General features: G+C 49.3%; 16 protein-coding genes and 1 riboswitch. Of the genes, 2 read left to right on the top strand and 14 right to left on the bottom strand.

What is annotated here, in order from left to right; genetic code table 11:
* The 13 genes from sufD to KNO76_RS09105 all read right to left on the bottom strand — a co-directional run bounded on the left by sufD (position 1) and on the right by KNO76_RS09105 (position 14212).
* Positions 1-1269, bottom strand: a complete 1269-nt coding sequence (gene sufD / locus KNO76_RS09165; protein ID WP_026825485.1) for a Fe-S cluster assembly protein SufD — start codon at positions 1267-1269, stop codon at positions 1-3.
* Positions 1270-1281: 12 nt separating this feature from the next.
* A complete protein-coding gene (sufC, locus tag KNO76_RS09160; RefSeq protein WP_214699955.1) occupies positions 1282-2043 on the bottom strand; it encodes a Fe-S cluster assembly ATPase SufC in 762 nt (253 codons plus the stop codon).
* A gap of 178 nt (positions 2044-2221) precedes the next feature.
* Positions 2222-3436, bottom strand: a complete 1215-nt coding sequence (locus KNO76_RS09155; protein WP_214884960.1) for an MDR family MFS transporter — start codon at positions 3434-3436, stop codon at positions 2222-2224.
* A 100-nt stretch (positions 3437-3536) separates the two neighbouring features.
* The gene (locus KNO76_RS09150) at positions 3537-4370 is read right to left on the bottom strand and encodes a MetQ/NlpA family ABC transporter substrate-binding protein (protein WP_214884958.1); all 834 of its coding nucleotides are present in this window, start codon (positions 4368-4370) and stop codon (positions 3537-3539) included.
* 27 nt (positions 4371-4397) lie between these two features.
* Positions 4398-5060, bottom strand: coding sequence for a methionine ABC transporter permease (locus tag KNO76_RS09145; RefSeq protein WP_214884956.1), 663 nt, complete (start codon positions 5058-5060; stop codon positions 4398-4400).
* The gene (locus KNO76_RS09140; RefSeq protein ID WP_214884955.1) at positions 5050-6078 is read right to left on the bottom strand and encodes a methionine ABC transporter ATP-binding protein; all 1029 of its coding nucleotides are present in this window, start codon (positions 6076-6078) and stop codon (positions 5050-5052) included. The genes KNO76_RS09145 and KNO76_RS09140 overlap by 11 nt, the downstream gene beginning before the upstream one ends.
* A 77-nt stretch (positions 6079-6155) precedes the next feature.
* Positions 6156-6261: riboswitch (SAM riboswitch) on the bottom strand.
* Between the two features lie 450 nt (positions 6262-6711).
* Positions 6712-6969, bottom strand: a complete 258-nt coding sequence (locus KNO76_RS09135) for a thioredoxin family protein (RefSeq protein WP_214884954.1) — start codon at positions 6967-6969, stop codon at positions 6712-6714.
* 188 nt (positions 6970-7157) lie between these two features.
* On the bottom strand, positions 7158-7541 hold the full coding sequence (gene gcvH / locus KNO76_RS09130) for a glycine cleavage system protein GcvH (protein ID WP_026825478.1): 384 nt from the start codon (positions 7539-7541) through the stop codon (positions 7158-7160).
* 48 nt (positions 7542-7589) lie between these two features.
* Positions 7590-7943: an arsenate reductase family protein gene (locus KNO76_RS09125; protein WP_214703446.1), complete on the bottom strand. Its 354-nt coding sequence runs from the start codon at positions 7941-7943 to the stop codon at positions 7590-7592.
* A gap of 47 nt (positions 7944-7990) precedes the next feature.
* Entirely contained in the window at positions 7991-8722 is a 732-nt protein-coding gene (locus tag KNO76_RS09120) for a hypothetical protein (RefSeq protein WP_214884953.1), read from the bottom strand.
* A gap of 89 nt (positions 8723-8811) precedes the next feature.
* Positions 8812-10596, bottom strand: coding sequence for an acyl-CoA dehydrogenase family protein (locus KNO76_RS09115; protein WP_214884952.1), 1785 nt, complete (start codon positions 10594-10596; stop codon positions 8812-8814).
* A gap of 13 nt (positions 10597-10609) precedes the next feature.
* Positions 10610-11782 carry an acetyl-CoA C-acetyltransferase gene (locus KNO76_RS09110; protein ID WP_214884951.1) on the bottom strand — a complete coding sequence of 391 codons (1173 nt, stop codon included), beginning with the start codon at positions 11780-11782 and terminating at the stop codon, positions 10610-10612.
* Between the two features lie 18 nt (positions 11783-11800).
* On the bottom strand, positions 11801-14212 hold the full coding sequence (locus KNO76_RS09105; RefSeq protein WP_214884949.1) for a 3-hydroxyacyl-CoA dehydrogenase/enoyl-CoA hydratase family protein: 2412 nt from the start codon (positions 14210-14212) through the stop codon (positions 11801-11803).
* A gap of 215 nt (positions 14213-14427) precedes the next feature.
* Here KNO76_RS09105 and KNO76_RS09100 point away from each other — a divergent pair, with 215 nt between their 5' ends.
* On the top strand, positions 14428-15330 hold the full coding sequence (locus tag KNO76_RS09100; RefSeq protein ID WP_214884947.1) for an SDR family oxidoreductase: 903 nt from the start codon (positions 14428-14430) through the stop codon (positions 15328-15330).
* Positions 15331-15526: 196 nt separating this feature from the next.
* Positions 15527-15952 carry a hypothetical protein gene (locus KNO76_RS09095; protein ID WP_214884945.1) on the top strand — a complete coding sequence of 142 codons (426 nt, stop codon included), beginning with the start codon at positions 15527-15529 and terminating at the stop codon, positions 15950-15952.
* An 88-nt stretch (positions 15953-16040) separates the two neighbouring features.
* On the opposite strand, the gene KNO76_RS09090 is transcribed toward KNO76_RS09095, so the two are convergent.
* Positions 16041-16958, bottom strand: a complete 918-nt coding sequence (locus KNO76_RS09090; RefSeq protein ID WP_214884943.1) for a proline dehydrogenase family protein — start codon at positions 16956-16958, stop codon at positions 16041-16043.
* Between the last annotated feature and the right edge of the window lie 101 nt (positions 16959-17059).

Raw genomic sequence — 17059 nt, 5'->3', positions numbered from 1 at the left:
TTAACGTACTTTCCCTTCGATGACTTCGCGGAGACGGTCTTTGACCGAATCGATTGCGAGTTCTTCGACGACAGGCGTCAAGAATCCGTGAATGATTAAACGCTCTGCCTCTTGGCGAGACAATCCACGGCTCATCAAGTAGTACAATTGAACATCATCGACACGACCGACCGATGCTGCGTGACCTGCCATTACGTCATCTTCATCGATGAGAAGAATCGGGTTGGCATCACCACGTGCTTTTTCAGAGAGCATCAAGACGCGCTCTGTTTGTACACCATTCGATTTTGACGCACCGTGGTGAATCATCGATGTCCCGCTGAAAATCGCAGTCGCTGCGTCTTTTTGAACACCGTGAATCATGATGAATCCTTCAGATGCTTTCCCGAAGTGGTCGGTACGGATGTTGAAGTTTTGTTTTTGTGCACCGCGACCGATCGTCACAGCTTTTGTATCCGAATACGTGTTGTCACCGACGAGGTGCGTCTTCGTCTCGACGACCGAGTTCCCGTCGTTCATGTGACCGAGCGCCCAATCGAGGCGACCGTTCGCATAGACGACACCGCGACGGTTCATGAACGTGAGTGCTGACTCAGCGAGCTGATCGACACCACCGAAGACGACTTTCGCGTTCTCTCCAGCGAACACTTCCGTCACGACGTTGACCGTGTGCGGTTCGTTCGTACCAGAAAGGAAGTTTTCGATGTATGTCACTTCACTGCCTTCGTCTGCGACGAGGATCGTGTGGTGATAGAGGGCGCCGTTCGCCTGTTCCATCGTGAAGATCGCTTGGAGCGGATCTTTTAATTGCGTGTTTTTCGGTACATAGATAAACGCACCACCATTTGTGAGGGCAGCATTTAACGCCGAAAGACGCTCTTCATCGACACGTACGCCTTCTGTCATGAAATATTTCTCAACGAGCTCAGGATGTTGCTCCATCGCTTCTTTGATTCCCATAAATAAGACGCCTTCTGGCATCGATAATTCGTTATAGACGATATGACCGTTGCGTTCAACGAGCACGTTTGTCCGGTGGTCTCCGAGAAGTGATTCGATGTCTGCTGTCAAACCGTCTTTCGTTTCGAGTTCGACATCTCCCGCTGTGAAGTCCCACTTATCGATCTTAATCTTTTCAACTTTTGGCAAAGCAAGTGTCGGCGCAAGTTCTGCTGCCTCTTTACGACGGTTGACCATCCATGCTGGTCCACCGAGCGCTTCTGCACGTGCCGACAACGCTTGTGCATCCAATTCAAATTGTACGGTCATCGTACAGCCTCCTTACGCTTCTGTGTCTACTGTCATTCCAAGTTCTTGCTTCACCCAGTCGTAACCTTCTGCCTCGAGTCGTTGTGCGAGCTCTTTACCACCAGACAAGACGATTTTCCCGTCCATCATGATGTGTACAAAATCTGGCTCAATATAGTTGAGGAGACGTTGGTAGTGCGTGATAATCAAGCAGCCAAACTCTTCTGAGCGCATTTCGTTTACACCTTTTGCGACAACTTTTAGAGCATCGATATCAAGTCCAGAGTCGATTTCATCCAAGATGGCGATGTTCGGTTGAATCATCATCATTTGAAGAATTTCGTTACGTTTCTTCTCACCGCCTGAGAATCCTTCGTTTAAGTAACGGTGTGCCATTTCAGAAGGGATTTCGAGAAGCCCCATCTTCGTATCGAGTTCACGGATGAACTTCATGAGCGAGATTTCTTGACCTTCTTCACGACGTGAGTTGATTGCTGAACGCAAGAAGTCCGCGTTTGTGACACCGCTGATTTCAGCCGGGTACTGCATCGCAAGGAACATCCCTGCTTGTGCGCGCTCGTCGACTTCCATCTCGAGGACATCTTCGCCGTTTAATTCGACGCTTCCCCCAGTGACCTCATAAAGTGGATGGCCCATGAGTGCTGATGCGAGTGTTGATTTACCAGTCCCGTTCGGACCCATGATGGCATGAATTTCGCCACCTTTAATTTCTAGGTTAAGACCTTTGACAATCTCTTTTCCTTCGATTGAGACGCGGAGGTCATCAATTTTCATTTGTGGTACGTTAGACATTCGGATACCCCTTCCGTATTTTCTCGCCAAATTATTTGGCGTAGATTAGATATATTCTAATCTTAGACTAGTCGATTTTTTATTTCAAGCGACTCACCTTACGATTCATTCTCAATAGAAGGATAAAAGTTGAGAATGCTAATAGTAGGAAATCAAGACATTAGCCGGCAGTCTCCTCCACGAGTGCGAGAACAGCTTTTCGTTCTCGTACAGCAGCGGCGAAGAAGAAGGAACCGCATCCTGTCAATATCGCCAAACTACCGAATACCGGAAGCGAAGATTGACCAAACGTATCGAGTAACATGCCCCCGATAATCGGCCCAATCGTCTGTCCGAGCGACGTCAATCCCATCGCTCCAAAATAAGTTCCCCGCAAATGTTCCGGCGCAAGTTCATCCGTTAAGACGTCCGTCATCGTGAACATCAACACTTCACCGACCGTGAAAATGACCATTGCGACAAAGAGGACCCATTCCACTGTAGCAAATCCAATCAACAACAGCCCGAACGACAGTGTCGAGATGCCGAAAAAGAGCGATTTGATCGGGGAGACACGAATCCCGAAACGCATAATCGGATACTGGACGATGAGGACCGTGATGGCGTTCGTCGTCAATAAGTAAGCAAATAATCTTGAGCCGTCTTCTAACCCATCACTCAGCGCAATGAATTGAGGAAGTGTCGAATTGAACTGACTGTAGCCGATGATTGCAAAAATCATACCGATGATGACCGCCCGAAACGTCCGATCGTCCCGTAAGACGCGGAATGTCTCCGTCAGGCGCGGACGTACCTTTACTCCATCCCCTTCTTCAAACGGATATTTATAGAATAAGAATGAGATGATCATGCCGTATATGATGTAGACGGCGGTCACGACAAAAAAGGCGGTCTTCACACCAGTTAGTGACAACACGACTGCTAACAGTGGTCCGATGGCTGCGGCGATGTTGATCATAAAGTAACGGACGTTATAGACGATGACTCGCTCTTCGGCCTGGGTCGTGTCACTGATGAGTGCACGTGAAGCCGGTTCTAGAAAAGAGCGTGACATCCCCATCAAAATCGATAGCATGTAAAACCAAAATAGCTCTGTCGCGAGCGCAAGTCCTGCGAACGTGACGGCATTGAGCACAATCCCGATGAGCATGAGCTGTTTTCGTCCATAGCGGTCAGATAGCGTCCCTCCAAAGAAACTCATGAACAGGCCCGAAAGTGCCGTCACGGCAAAAATCGTTCCAATCACACTCGCTGAAAAGCCGAGCGTGGCCAAATAAATCGCAAAAAACGGCATGACAAAAAACGTCGCCAGTCGTGCAAAAAACGTCCCGAACAAGACGCCCCACGTCAGTGGATGAATCTGTCTGAACTTCATCCAAATCCCCCCTTTTCTTTCATATATGTAGTGTACTTCTCTTCATGAAAGAACACTAGACAAAAAAAGACTCAGGGGATGACCCCTGAGTCGAGCTGATTTATTGTTGTACCGGTACGACCGCACCTTTGTATTCGTCTAAGATCCATTGCTGTGTCTCTTCAGACGTCAACACTTCGAGGAGTGCCTTGACGCGCTCATCTTCTTCGTCCCCTTCATGTGTGACGATTAAGTTGACGTATGGTGAATCTTCCCCTTCAAGTGCGATGGCATCTTCAAGCGGGTTGAGACCTGCGTCAATCGCATAGTTCGTATTGATAAGGACCGCATCGCCTTCTCCATTTTTAAATGCCGTTGTGAGTAAAGTCGCTTCTACGTCCGTCTTGAACTCTAAGTCTTTCGGATTGTCAACGATATCAGATACTGTCGCATCAACTGTTTTGCCTTCTGCGAGTGTGATGAGTCCTTCTGATTGGAGCATCGTAAGAATTCGTCCGTGGTCAGCGACCGATGAACTCATGATGATTTCTGCCCCTTCCGGAAGTTCATCGAGCGCTTTGTAAGTTTGTGAGTAGACCCCGATCGGCTCGATGTGGACGCCACCCGCTGAGGCAAATTTGTAATCTTTGTTTTCAGTCATTTGTGACTTGAGGTACGGCTCATGTTGGAAGTAGTTCGCATCGAGCTCCCCGCTCGCGAGCGTCTTGTTCGGAAGTACGTAGTCTTGGAACTTCTTGATTTCAAGCTTGTACCCTTTTGCCTCATATTCTTCTTGGACGTGCTCTAAAATCTCAGCGTGCGGTACGTTCGATGCACCGACGATCAATGTTTTTTCATCGCCAGACCCCGAGTCTGCCTCTTCTCCGCCGCAAGCCGCGAGAACCGTGAATGCTGATAAAGCTGTCAATCCGAGTACTGTTTTCCAAGTTTTCATAATGAATCCCTCCAAATGTATGTGTGATTATGCTGAACGTTTATCAATTTTCGTGACGAGTCGGTCACCGATGAACTGGATGACGAACACGATCAACAAGATGAGCACCGTCGCCACGAACGTGACGTCGTTTTGTGAACGCTGGAACCCTTCCAAATAGGCCAAGTTCCCGAGACCGCCGCCTCCGACGACTCCGGCCATCGCCGTATAGCCGACGATTGCAACGATGGTCACTGTAATCCCGGAGACGAGCGCCGGGAGTGCTTCAGGAATTAACACTTTATAGATGACCTGCCATTTCGTCGCTCCCATCGACTCTGCCGCCTCGATGACCCCGCGGTCTACTTCGCGAAGCGCAAGTTCGACCATTCGAGCATAGAACGGTGCCGCGCCGATGATGAGCGCCGGAAGCGCCGCCGTCGAACCGAGCATCGTATCGAGTAAGAACAGCGTGAACGGGATGAGTAAGATGATCAAAATGATGAACGGGATCGAACGGAACACGTTGACGATCGCGCTGACAAAGACGTAAATCGGACGATTCTTCAATAATAGCGATTCGTTTGTAATATAGAGAACCAAACCTAAAGCGAGTCCGATCAAAAATGTCGCGACGCCTGCGACGAGCGTCATATATAACGTCTCCCAAGTCTGTTCCATCATGATTTGCCAGTCTACGTTAGGAAACATCGCTTTCCACCTCCACTTCTACGGATTGCGAACGAATCGATGCGATGGCGCGTTCGATTTCACTTGCTTCCCCAATCAATTGGATGAATAGCGTGCCGAGCGCACCGACTTGTGATTGTGTCACGTTCCCGCCGATGATGTTGAATCCGATGTCATGTGTTTTAAGAACGTCAGACAAAATCGGGTGCTCTGCCGTCTCGTTCAAGAATTTCAATTTGACGACTTGACCGCTCGGGTACCGTTCCTTCAAATGTTCGAACGTGAGCGACAAATCGTCGACTGCTCCGATTTGTTTGACGAACTCTTTCGTGATCGGTTGTTTCGGATGTTGGAACACATTAGAGACTTGACCCGTCTCGACGACTTTTCCTGCTTCCATCACGGCGACTCGGTGACATATCTTTTGAATCACGTGCATCTCATGCGTGATGAGGACGATCGTCAATCCGAGTTTCTTATTGATGCTGACGAGCAGCTCGAGAATCGAATCCGTCGTCTTCGGGTCGAGTGCACTCGTTGCTTCGTCACAGAGGAGCACCTCTGGGTTTGTGGCGAGCGCGCGTGCGATCCCGACTCGCTGCTTTTGACCGCCCGATAATTGTGACGGATAGCTGTCCTCGCGACCGTCCAATCCAACGAGTTCGACGAGTTCTTGAACCTGACGTTTCCGCTCACTTGCCGGCACCCCAATCAGCTCGAGCGGAAAACTGATATTTTCTGCGACCGTACGCGACCATAGAAGGTTAAAGTGTTGGAAGACCATCGAGACGTTTTTACGGACACCTCGTAATTCTTTCGGGCTGAGTTTCGTCAGCTCGCTCCCGGCAACTTCGATTTCACCGCTTGATGGTGATTCGAGACGATTGAGCAATCGGATGAGCGTTGACTTCCCTGCCCCCGAATATCCGATTATTCCAAAAATTTCACCGCGATCAATCGTTAGTGATACATCATCAACCGCCTGGACACGACCATTTTTCGTATCAAACCATTTGGCGACGTTTCGTAATTGAATCAATATATTTCCCTCCTGACAACAAAAAAAGCGCACACGTTTGAGCAAACGTGCGCACTTTATCGTACGGACAACGATTGCTCTCATCTTTCAAGGTTTTCACCTTGCTGGAATTAGCACCATTTCGGATTACTCCGCGGTTGCTGGGCGTCATAGGGCCAGTCCCTCAGCCTCTCTTGATAAGAGTGTTGTATATTCGATTAGCTTTATCATAGCGACAGCTTTTTCTGCTGTCAAATCCTTTTTTCAAAAAATTAAAAAAAGGTGCCGTCCGAGGACGACACAGAACGTAGCACCTTGAGTCACGGAAGGACAGCCCATAGATGAGAATCTTTTGCCCGTTCAAGATTTCCACCCTTACATGGGGGAGATTCACCAATCACCACTCAATCTTAGCTTGGACCGTGCGATTATACGAAACGTCTCTCCTCGCTTGATTTTTTTGGGGGACAATCGAAGGGAAGACTGACGTGTATTCGTGTAAAGTGTAGCAGCGGCTTCGCCAAAACGTCTTGATGTCGGGAATATCGCGTCCTATTTTGTGTTCAAGTAAGATGTTGTAATGAATATACCATTCGTGAACTTTCTGTGTCAACTGATTATTTAAAATTTTCAGATTATTCTAATGTTCCTCTCTTACTTTACGAAAGAGAGGACATGTTGCACATTTTGAAACGCGTAAAGACGATCCCGCACCTTGCCGTTTTCAAGCTTCAATAGTGCCGGAACACTCATCACCTGATACGCTTCGAGCTCTTTCGGAATATAGTTCGCATCCCGCTTTTCAATTTTAATTTCAGGGTCGACCGCTTCGATGACCGTCAACATTTTCTCCGCTACAGCGCATGTACCACACATCGGGGCGTATATATATAAGTATCCGTCTGTAATCATTCTTCTCACCTCTCCTGTCATTATAATGGGCGATGGATTCTCATTCAAAAATCGTGCTCTGTTGAAATTTTAAAATATTCTTCTATCTCGTGTTTGAACGAGCGACGCTCATCAAATCCGATCACTACCGCCTCGACTTCGAGTAAACAAAAAAACGGCTTCTCCGATTCGGGAGAGGCCGATTTCGATTATCCTTGAATCATCGCTTCATATTCTTCCGCAGACATGAGCTTGTCGAGGTCCGACTCTTCCGTCAACTCGACTTCGACCATCCATGCGTTTTCAAACGGTGACTCGTTGACGAGTTCTGGAGAATCCGCGAGGTCCTCGTTCACTGCTGTGATGCGTCCTGATACCGGCGCATACAACTCAGAGACCGTCTTCACTGATTCGACCGAACCGAATGGCTCGTCGAGCAAAATTGTACCATCGACTTCTGGGAGTTCGACAAACACGATATCCCCTAGCTCGCTCTGTGCGAAATCCGTGATGCCGATGCGGGCTTTCGTCCCGTTCACTTCTACCCACTCATGTTCTTTTGAATAACGTAAATTTGCTGGTACTTTGCTCATCCTAACTTCCCCCTCAAATGAATTAGACTCACATCTGTATTATAGCACTTAGCCCCAAACGTCCGTAAAGGACTTTTCTGAAAATCCGACGGTCGTTTTTTCACCATTTGTGACGATTGGCCGCTTCAAAAGCATACCATTGCTCGTTAATAACTCGAGTTGTTCGTCTTCTGATAAATGTGGCAACTTGTCTTTAATTCCTTCATTCCGGTAAACTTGCCCGCTCGTGTTGAAGAATTTCTTGAGCGGTAAATCCGATTGCTTCCATAAATCAGCGAGTTCTTCTTTCGTCGGCGTCGATTCGACGATATGGACGTATGTATAATCGATGCCTTGCTCTTTCAACCATTTTTCTGCTTTTTTGCACGTACTGCATGGTGGATAGCCGTATAGTGTCACCATCTGTTCATCACCTCTATCATCAATGTAGCATATTCTGAGAAATCAATTCACGTCTCAAGCAACCGCTCAATCTCTCGCTTCATCGTCGTGTTGACAACATGTCGCTCTTCGATAAAACGTAAGATGGTCGACGCCGCGACGCCTGATCTGCCATATCCTAATACCCCGCCCAACAGGAAAGAAATCATCTGCGGATGTCTCGACTCGACCCGACGTGTCGGGTTGAAGGCGTCGCCTTGTTCACCGATTGCTTTCAAGACATTTTGAACGGCTGCGACTTGGATGAGCTCGAATCCGGCAAGCGTCTCCCCTCGACGTTCGCGTAACAAGCCCACATATAGATTCGTCAATGCTTCTTCGTAGTAATAAGAGGATGTATGACGCTCGATAGCGAGGTCCGGTGTCGCGAACACATCTAGCGCCTCATCACGTCTCCAAACGACACGTCCTGGCGTATAGGCGATGGTCGCCAGTTCGTGCAGTTCAAACACGGCGAACTCGCCATAAATGCCGTCATGATACATGATTTTATGCCCGTCTTTCGTATTTTGGAACTGATAGTGAAGCGGTTCGACTTCGAGCCAGTCAAGTCGGTCAATAAAGCGTGCCTTATGCCCGTCCTCGACAATCAAAAAGAAATCGAGGTCTGAATACTCATCCAACCGCTCCGTCTCTTGTCCAATCGATCCTAATGCAAGCAACATGAGCGTGCCGTCATGTTCGGCAACGGACCGTCCAATTCGTTCCATCCGGTCGAGTAATACATCTCGTTTTGTCATCATCTCTCCCCCTCGTCTCTATTGTACGTGGCAGAGCTCAAAAAAAGAAAGGGCCGACCGCGTCCGGTCCACCCTTTCTGTCAATTTGATTAGACGATAAACTTATTCGCTTTGATGAGGCTCGCTGCGACTTCACGCTTCGTACCGATTACATTGATTGGCTGGTAGCGGCTGAACTTTTTCATCGCCGAGAGAAGCATACGCTGCTCGTCACCAAACGCCGCTGCGTACAACACTTCTTTCGCCATGAGTTCGACTTGTTTGAATACTTGCTCCGCAAAAATTTCTGTGTAGCGGACTTTGAGCGTGTTCTTCTCTTCGCCTGTACGTGCGATCGCTTTGTCTGTACGAGCGATGGCTGCTTCAAGCGCGTAGATGGCACTGATCATGTCTGCGATCTTCGCCAAGATTTCTTGTTCGTTTTGAAGGTCTTGTTGATACTTCTGTACCGCTGTACCAGCGACCATCAAGTGGATTTTCTTCATGTTCGCAAGGAGCATCTTCTCACGTGCGAGCGGTGAGCCGTCCAATTCTTGTGGCATGTAGCTCATGAGCTCTTTTTGAAGTTTTTGTGCTTCTGCGAGAAGTGGCAATTCACCTTTCATCGCTTTCTTGAGGAGCGTACCTGGTACGATTAAACGGTTGATTTCGTTCGTTCCTTCGAAGATTCGGTTGATGCGTGAGTCACGGTAGAGGTTCTCGACTTCATATTCTGCCATGAATCCGTATCCACCGTGGATTTGAACCGCTTCATCGACGACATAGTCGAATGTTTCAGAAGCGAACACTTTGTTGAGTGAGCATTCAATCGCGTATTCCGCGATCGCTTGTGCAACTTTCGATCCATCACGCATATTCTCGTCACCGAGTGCGTCGAGGCTGTCTTGGAACAAGCCACCTGTACGGTAGACCGAACTTTCCATCGCATAGATATTCGCTGCCATCGTTGCGAGTTTTTCTTGGATGAGCGGGAATTGACTGATCGGTGTCTTGAACTGCTTGCGCTCGTTCGCGTATTGTACCGAGAGGTCGAATGCACGTTTTGAAGACCCGACTGCTCCGACTGCGAGTTTGTAACGACCGACGTTCAAGATGTTGAAGGCGATGACGTGGCCTTTTCCGACTTCACCGAGAAGGTTGTCGACTGGTACTTCAACATCTTCAAGGATGAGCGTACGTGTCGACGATCCCTTGATTCCCATCTTCTGCTCTTCTGCGCCTGTTGAAACTCCTTTGAAGTCACGCTCGACGATGAAGGCACTGAACTTGTCGCCATCGATTTTCGCGTAGACGACGAAGACGTTTGCGAAACCAGCGTTTGTAATCCATTGCTTCTCACCGTTCAAGACGTAGTGCGTGCCCGCCTCGTTCAAGACAGCTGTTGACTTCGCACCGAGGGCGTCAGATCCTGAGCCCGGCTCAGTGAGTGCGTAAGCTGCAATCCATTCGCCTGTCGCAAGTTTTGGCAAGTACTTGTGTTTTTGCTCTTCTGATCCGAAGAAGACGATCGGGAGCGTCCCAATCCCAACGTGTGCGCCGTAGCTGAGTGCAAACGAACGCGCTTTCGCAAAACGCTCCGTAATGATGGAAGATGAGATTTTATCGAGCTGGTAGCCACCGTACTCTTCTGGAACGTCTGCTCCGAGGAGTCCGAGCTCTCCTGCTTCTTTCAACAATTCGACTGAGAGGTCGAACTCATGTTTCTCGATGCGTCCGAGGACTGGCATGACACGGTCATCAACAAATCCTGCTGTCGTGTCCCCGATCATCTTATGCTCATCTGAAAAATCCTCTGGAGTGAAGAGACGCGCTGCGTCGAGTTCGTCAATGACGAAGCTACCGCCTTTAATCAATTCATGTTCTGTACGTTCCATATCCGATTCCCCCTTAAAGTAATTCGAAGACACCAGCCGCGCCCATACCGCCGCCGATACACATCGTGACAACCCCATACTTCTCATTGCGTCGTTTCATCTCATGCAAGATCGAGACCGAAAGTTTTGCTCCTGTACATCCAAGCGGGTGGCCGAGGGCGATAGCGCCTCCGTTCACGTTTACTTTCGACGGATCAATTCCGAGTTCCCGGATGACACCGAGTGACTGACTCGCGAACGCTTCGTTCAACTCGAACAATCCGACCTCTTCTAACTTCACACCAGCCATCTCGAGTGCTTTTGGAATGGCGACGATCGGACCGATTCCCATCACTTCCGGGCGGACACCGCCGACCGCGAACGAGAGGAACTTCGCCATCGGTTGTAACCCTTGGCGTTCTGCTTCTTCACGCTCCATGACGAGGACAGCTGCCGCTCCGTCTGAAACTTGTGAGGCGTTACCTGCTGTGACCGAACCTTTGATTTTGAACGCAGGACGGAGTTTGCCTAGCGCTTCAACCGTCGAGTCGGCACGGACACCTTCGTCATGCTTCACGACTTTCTCCACTTCAGCGACTTTTCCGTCTTCACCGAGTACGTGCTCGATGACCGTCACAGGGGCAATCTCTTCTTGGAACTTGCCACCTGCGATGGCTGCCGCCGCTTTTTGGTGACTGTTGATGGCGAATGCATCTTGGTCCTCACGCGAGATATTATATTCAGCCGCGACACGTTCTGCCGTATGACCCATGCTCATGTAGTACTCTGGTGCCGTCTCCATGATGTGTGGGTTTGGACGGATGACGTGACCACCCATCGGGACTTGGCTCATCGATTCCATACCGCCGGCGATGATTGCCGTCGCTTGACCGATCATGATTTTTGCCGCTGCATCCGCAATAGCTTGAAGGCCTGACGAGCAGTAGCGGTTGATGGTAATCGCTGGTACTTCGTGCGACAGTCCCCCCCGGACCGCCGCATAGCGAGCGATGTTCATCCCTTGCTCCGCTTCTGGCATCGCACAACCCATGATGACGTCATCAATCGGGCCTTTATATCCTGAACGCTCAAGCGTTGCCTTGATGGCATATCCCGCGAGCTCGTCCGAACGAACGTTACGGAACGAACCGCGCTTTGCTTTTCCGACCGGCGTCCGTGCGCCGGCTACGATGACTGCTTCCCTCATCTGTTTTGTCCCCCTTTATCAGTTCCGTAGTGGTTTGCCTTTCACGAGCATATGTTGCATCCGTTGTTGCGACTTCGGCTCCCCGATGAGGCTCAAGAAGGCTTCACGCTCGATGTCGAGGAAGTACTGCTCGTCGACGAGCGTACCGTATGCCAAATCGCCACCGCTGATGACGTGTGCGAGTTTCTTCGCGATCTTCAAATCGTGCTCTGAAATATAACCACCATAGAACATTTCATACGCCGCGAGTTCGAGCGTCGCTTTACCCGTTTGACCGACGACCGGTAACTTCTCGCGAACGGGTGCCGTGTACCCGTCAGCCAGTTCAAGGACCGTCTGTTTCGCATCGAACGTTAAGTGGTCACGGTTCATTGAGATTCCGTCGACCGCACGGTGGTAACCGAGCGTCTTCGCATCAAATGCCGACTTCGATACTTTCGCCATCGCGATGTTCTCGAACGTCTGCTGTGCAGCCTTCTCAATGTTTTGCATCGATTTTGGCGTCTGCTCAAGGAGACGACGATACGTGTTGACGTTTCCGCCCCCACCTGGGATGAGTCCGACCCCGACTTCGACGAGACCCATGTATGTCTCAAGCGCGGCTTGCATACGCGCTGCCGGCAAGCTGATTTCCGTCCCACCACCTAGCGTCATGCCGTATGGTGCGGCGACGACCGGGCGACTTGAATAGCGAATCTTTTGAACGGCTTGTTGGAACTTGTTGATGATCCAATCGAGTTCGAACCAGTTCTCGTCTTCTGCTTCCATAAGCATCATCGCAAGGTTCGCGCCGACACAGAAGTTCTTGCCATCGTTGGCGAGGACCATCCCTTTGAAGTCTTGCTCGACACGGTCGATCGATTGTTCAATCATCTGCATGATGTCGACTCCGATTGCGTTGTTTGGTGAGGTGAATTCAAGTGCGACGACGTCATCGCCGATATCGACGAGGCGTGCCCCACCGTTCTCTAAGATGATACCGTTTGATTTTGCGAGCGGTTTGAGTTTCAATTCTTTCGGGTTGACGGTCTTCTCGACATACGCCTTCGACGCTTTATCGTAATACTGGTCTCCCTTGTAGAATGACGTATTACCTGCAGCAAGCATCTCATCGATCCATGCCGGGACGTCATAACCTTCCGCTTTCATGCGCTCGACTGATTTTTCAACACCGAGGGCATCCCACATTTCGAACGGTCCAAACTTCCAACCGAAGCCCCACTTCATCGCGTCATCGATAGCGACGATCGTATCGGCGATTTCTCCAGTGAGACGCGCCGAGTAAGCGAGCGTCTTCGCCGTGATTGGCCAGAGCAGTTGTCCGATGCGACCTTTGTTAAAGATAGCACCTTTCAATTTCGCCTTCGATCCAGGAAGTGACTTGATTTGATCGAGTTCAGCACCTGTAATCGCTTTCAATTGTTCGTATTCGAACGTCTGAAGGTTCAATTCCTGAATGACCTTGCCTTCTTTCTTATAAAAGCCTTGACCGGCCTTTTGTCCAATCCAGCCTTTTTCGACGAGTTGCTTCATTTCTGCGGGAACGTCGAACGTGTCCTTCTCTTCGCCTGATTCGAGTGTCTCATAGACGTTACCTGCCACGTGGACGAACGTGTCGATTCCGACGACGTCAAGTGTGCGGAACGTCGCCGATTTCGGACGACCGATGAGTGGACCCGTGATTGAATCCATTTCTCCGATTGAGGCGTTTTGCTTGAGCATCTCTTCGAACGTGACGAGAAGGCCGTACGTCCCGATGCGGTTCCCGATGAAGTTTGGTGTGTCTTTTGCTTCGACGACACCTTTTCCGAGACGGTCTTCCGCGAAACGTGACATGAAGTCGATGACCGGACGGGCTGTCTGCTCCGTCGGGATGAGTTCGAGCAACTTCAAGTAACGCGGTGGGTTGAAGAAGTGCGTGCCGAGGAAGCGTGATTTCAATCCTTCCGGAAGGGCACTTGCCATCGCTTCGATTGAAATCCCTGACGTGTTCGAGCTGAGGATCGCATCTTCACGGATGTAAGGTGCAATCTTCTCGAAGAGCTGTTGCTTCACATCGAGGCGCTCGACGACGACTTCGATGATCCAGTCCGCTTCTTTCAAGCGCTCCAAGTCATCCTCTAAGTTCCCGACTTCGATGAAGTTGAGGTGGTCGGCTGTCGCGAGTGGTGCTGGATTTTGTTTCAATAGCTTTTGCCGGTTTTCTGAGGCGATACGATTCCGTACTTCAGGTGACTCGAGCGTCAATCCTTTCGCTTCCTCTTTGGCTGTCAATTCACGTGGTACGATGTCGAGCATGAGCGAACGTATCCCCGCGTTCGCCAAGAGAGCCGCAATCCCCGCCCCCATTACTCCTGAACCGATGACGACCGCAAAACGAATTGAGTTCGTCAAACGGAGGTCGGTTGATTGTTCGATGTGACTCGTCATAGTGTTCCCCCCTAAAATGAGAATGAATAGTGATTCATTTCACGCGTAAAAAAAATCGCAATCACCATCGTGTTTACTCTTCTATCATAAATGAATGAACATTCATTCGCAAGCGTTCATTTTTCAATTTCATTCCATTTTTTGATTGAACGATTAGTTTTCAACGGGTGTGGTATAAACAAAAAGAGTCAAATATCAGAAAGGGGAATGTATGAATGCGTGATAATCGTCTAAATACTACCGGCAATCGAAAGGATTTTGAGTCGTTCCAAAAGAGTGCCCAAGAACAGGCGCATCAACCAGGGATCGATTCGAAGATGGAACCTTTCCCCATCTATGAACGAGAAGATTATAAAGGAAGTGACAAGTTAAAAGATAAGGTCGCTATCATCACAGGTGGGGATTCTGGGATTGGGAAGTCGGTCGCCATTTTCTTCGCCCATGAAGGCGCGAATTCCGTCATCGTCTACAAAGACCAAAACGAACTTGAGGACGCGGAAGCGACGAAAGAACGGATCGAGGACTTAGGTCAAGCCTGTCTGCTCCTTCAAGGGGATCTCGGGGAATCTTCATTCTGCCAGCAAGTTGTCGAAGAGACGCTCGAAACGTTCGGACACATCGATATTCTCGTCAACAACGCCGCCGAGCAGCATCCGCAGGAATCGCTCCTCGATATCTCGGACGAACAACTCGAGAAGACGTTCCGCACGAACATCTTCAGCATGTTTTACTTAACGAAAGCGGCTCTCCCTTATTTAAAAGAAGGGGCGAGCATCATCAATACGACCTCTATCACGGCATATGAAGGAAACGACCAACTGATCGACTATGCGTCGACGAAAGGCGCCATCACGGCTTTCACCCGCTCCCTCGCCAAAAACTTGGCGGATAAGAAGATTCGTGTCAACGGGGTCGCCCCGGGACCGATTTGGACACCGCTCATCCCATCAACGTTTGACGCGGAGAAAGTGAAATCGTTCGGGAACTCTTCCGGTATGAAGCGCCCGGGGCAACCGGCTGAACTCGCACCAGCATACGTCTATCTCGCAAGCGATGATTCGACATATGTCAGTGGTCAAGTCATTCACGTCAACGGTGGGACGGTCGTGAACGGATAATCGATCGAAGACTCAGTTCGTAGCTGAGTCTTCTTTTTGTGCAGTGCATTCTTTCGGCGCCCGTGCTTTCAGCAGGCAATCCTGCATGAGTCAGGGTGCCGACGGACGCATTTACCTGGCACTGAAAAACAACCTGACCATCTACGTCGTACACTGAGTATAATAATGACAAATAGGTAAATATAGAGGCTAGTCAATGACAAACCAATACAATGATGATGCGTACGACGAAGAGCACGACGAAGATATTTTAGAGTTCGATCCGCATTTTGACCATGATGCCAAGATGGAAATCAATTTGAATGAAGCAGGCGTCAACTTCGTTAGCAACGCCGAAGGCTATCTCGCTCTCGCGCGAATGTTTACATTTTTAGCGCAAGCACATATGTCTATTCGAATGGAAGAAAATCCTCCGCCTGACGTAAATACTTCCTACGGATATGGTCCGTACCATATGACTGATTTCATCCGAAAAGACTTTATTCAAAATAAACAGTATATATTCAATCCAGGTGCTCTGCATGATGTGCATCCAGAAGAACATCAAGAACTGTTCTTTTGGCTGTCCGATCAAATCGGTCCGGAGTTTTGGGTAAGTGAGGACGAGAACAAGAAACCGTAGCACCTCCGCTATATAGAGGACCGAACAAATCGACGTTATCAATACATTAAAAAAGCACGAACATCCTCGACAGATGTTCGTGCTTTTCTCATTTCTTCACCATTCCTTTTAACACGAACGCCACGTTCGCCGGACGTTCCGCGAGACGGCGCATGAAGTAACCGTACCAGTCACGACCGTATGGCACGTAGACACGGACTTTGTATCCTTGGCGCACGAGCTCGAGTTGACGCTCGACGCGGATGCCGTATAACATCTGGAACTCGAACTGGTCGAGCGAAATGTTGTTTTCTTTGACGTGTTCGATCACGTCGTCAATCATATGGTCATCGTGTGTCGCGATGGATGCGTAGTTTCCGTTCGCAAGGTGGAGTTTGACGAGTTTCAAGTAATTGTGGTCGACGTCCTCTTTTTCTGGGAACGCGACCGTCGCTGGCTCTTTATATGCCCCTTTGACAATGCGGAGGTTCGGCTTGAGCGGCGCGAGATGATTAATATCATCTTCTGAGCGGTACAAGTACGATTGGATGACCGTCCCGAGGCCATCAAATTCCGCTTTCAGCTTTTTGAACAGCTCAAGCGTTTTCTCACAACGCTGCTCATCTTCCATATCGATGGCCACAAAGACCCCTACTTCTCGTGCGACCGTCAAAATGTGACGCATGTTGTCTTCGATCAACTCGTCCGATATATCGAATCCGAGTGACGTCAGTTTGAGTGACATATAGGCATCTAATTTCTCTTCTGCCATAATTTCAACCGCACGAATAATTTCATCGCGATTCGTATTTGCTTCTTCGACTGTCTGAATAAATTCCCCGAGATGATCGACTGTGACCGACAAGCCCTTCGCGTTTAGTTCGCGAATCGTCGGAACAGACGCCTTAAAGTCTTCACCTGCTACAAAGCGTGATGCACCAAATCGTAGGCCATATTTCTTTGCCAAACTGTTGAGTGTTTTGTTTTGTGACATGTAGATAAATCCATCGCGCAACACTTTTTCCATCTGATTGTCCCCCTTACTTTTACACCCATCTATCTCTATGATGATGTCTGAAATTATTATGACACACAAACGTCAATTCGTCTGTATTTTTGTAACCGTTT

It is taken from the genome of Exiguobacterium sp. s101 (assembly GCF_018617835.1).
Classification (GTDB): domain Bacteria; phylum Bacillota; class Bacilli; order Exiguobacteriales; family Exiguobacteriaceae; genus Exiguobacterium; species Exiguobacterium marinum.
This window is presented reverse-complemented; position numbering and strand designations above follow the sequence as displayed.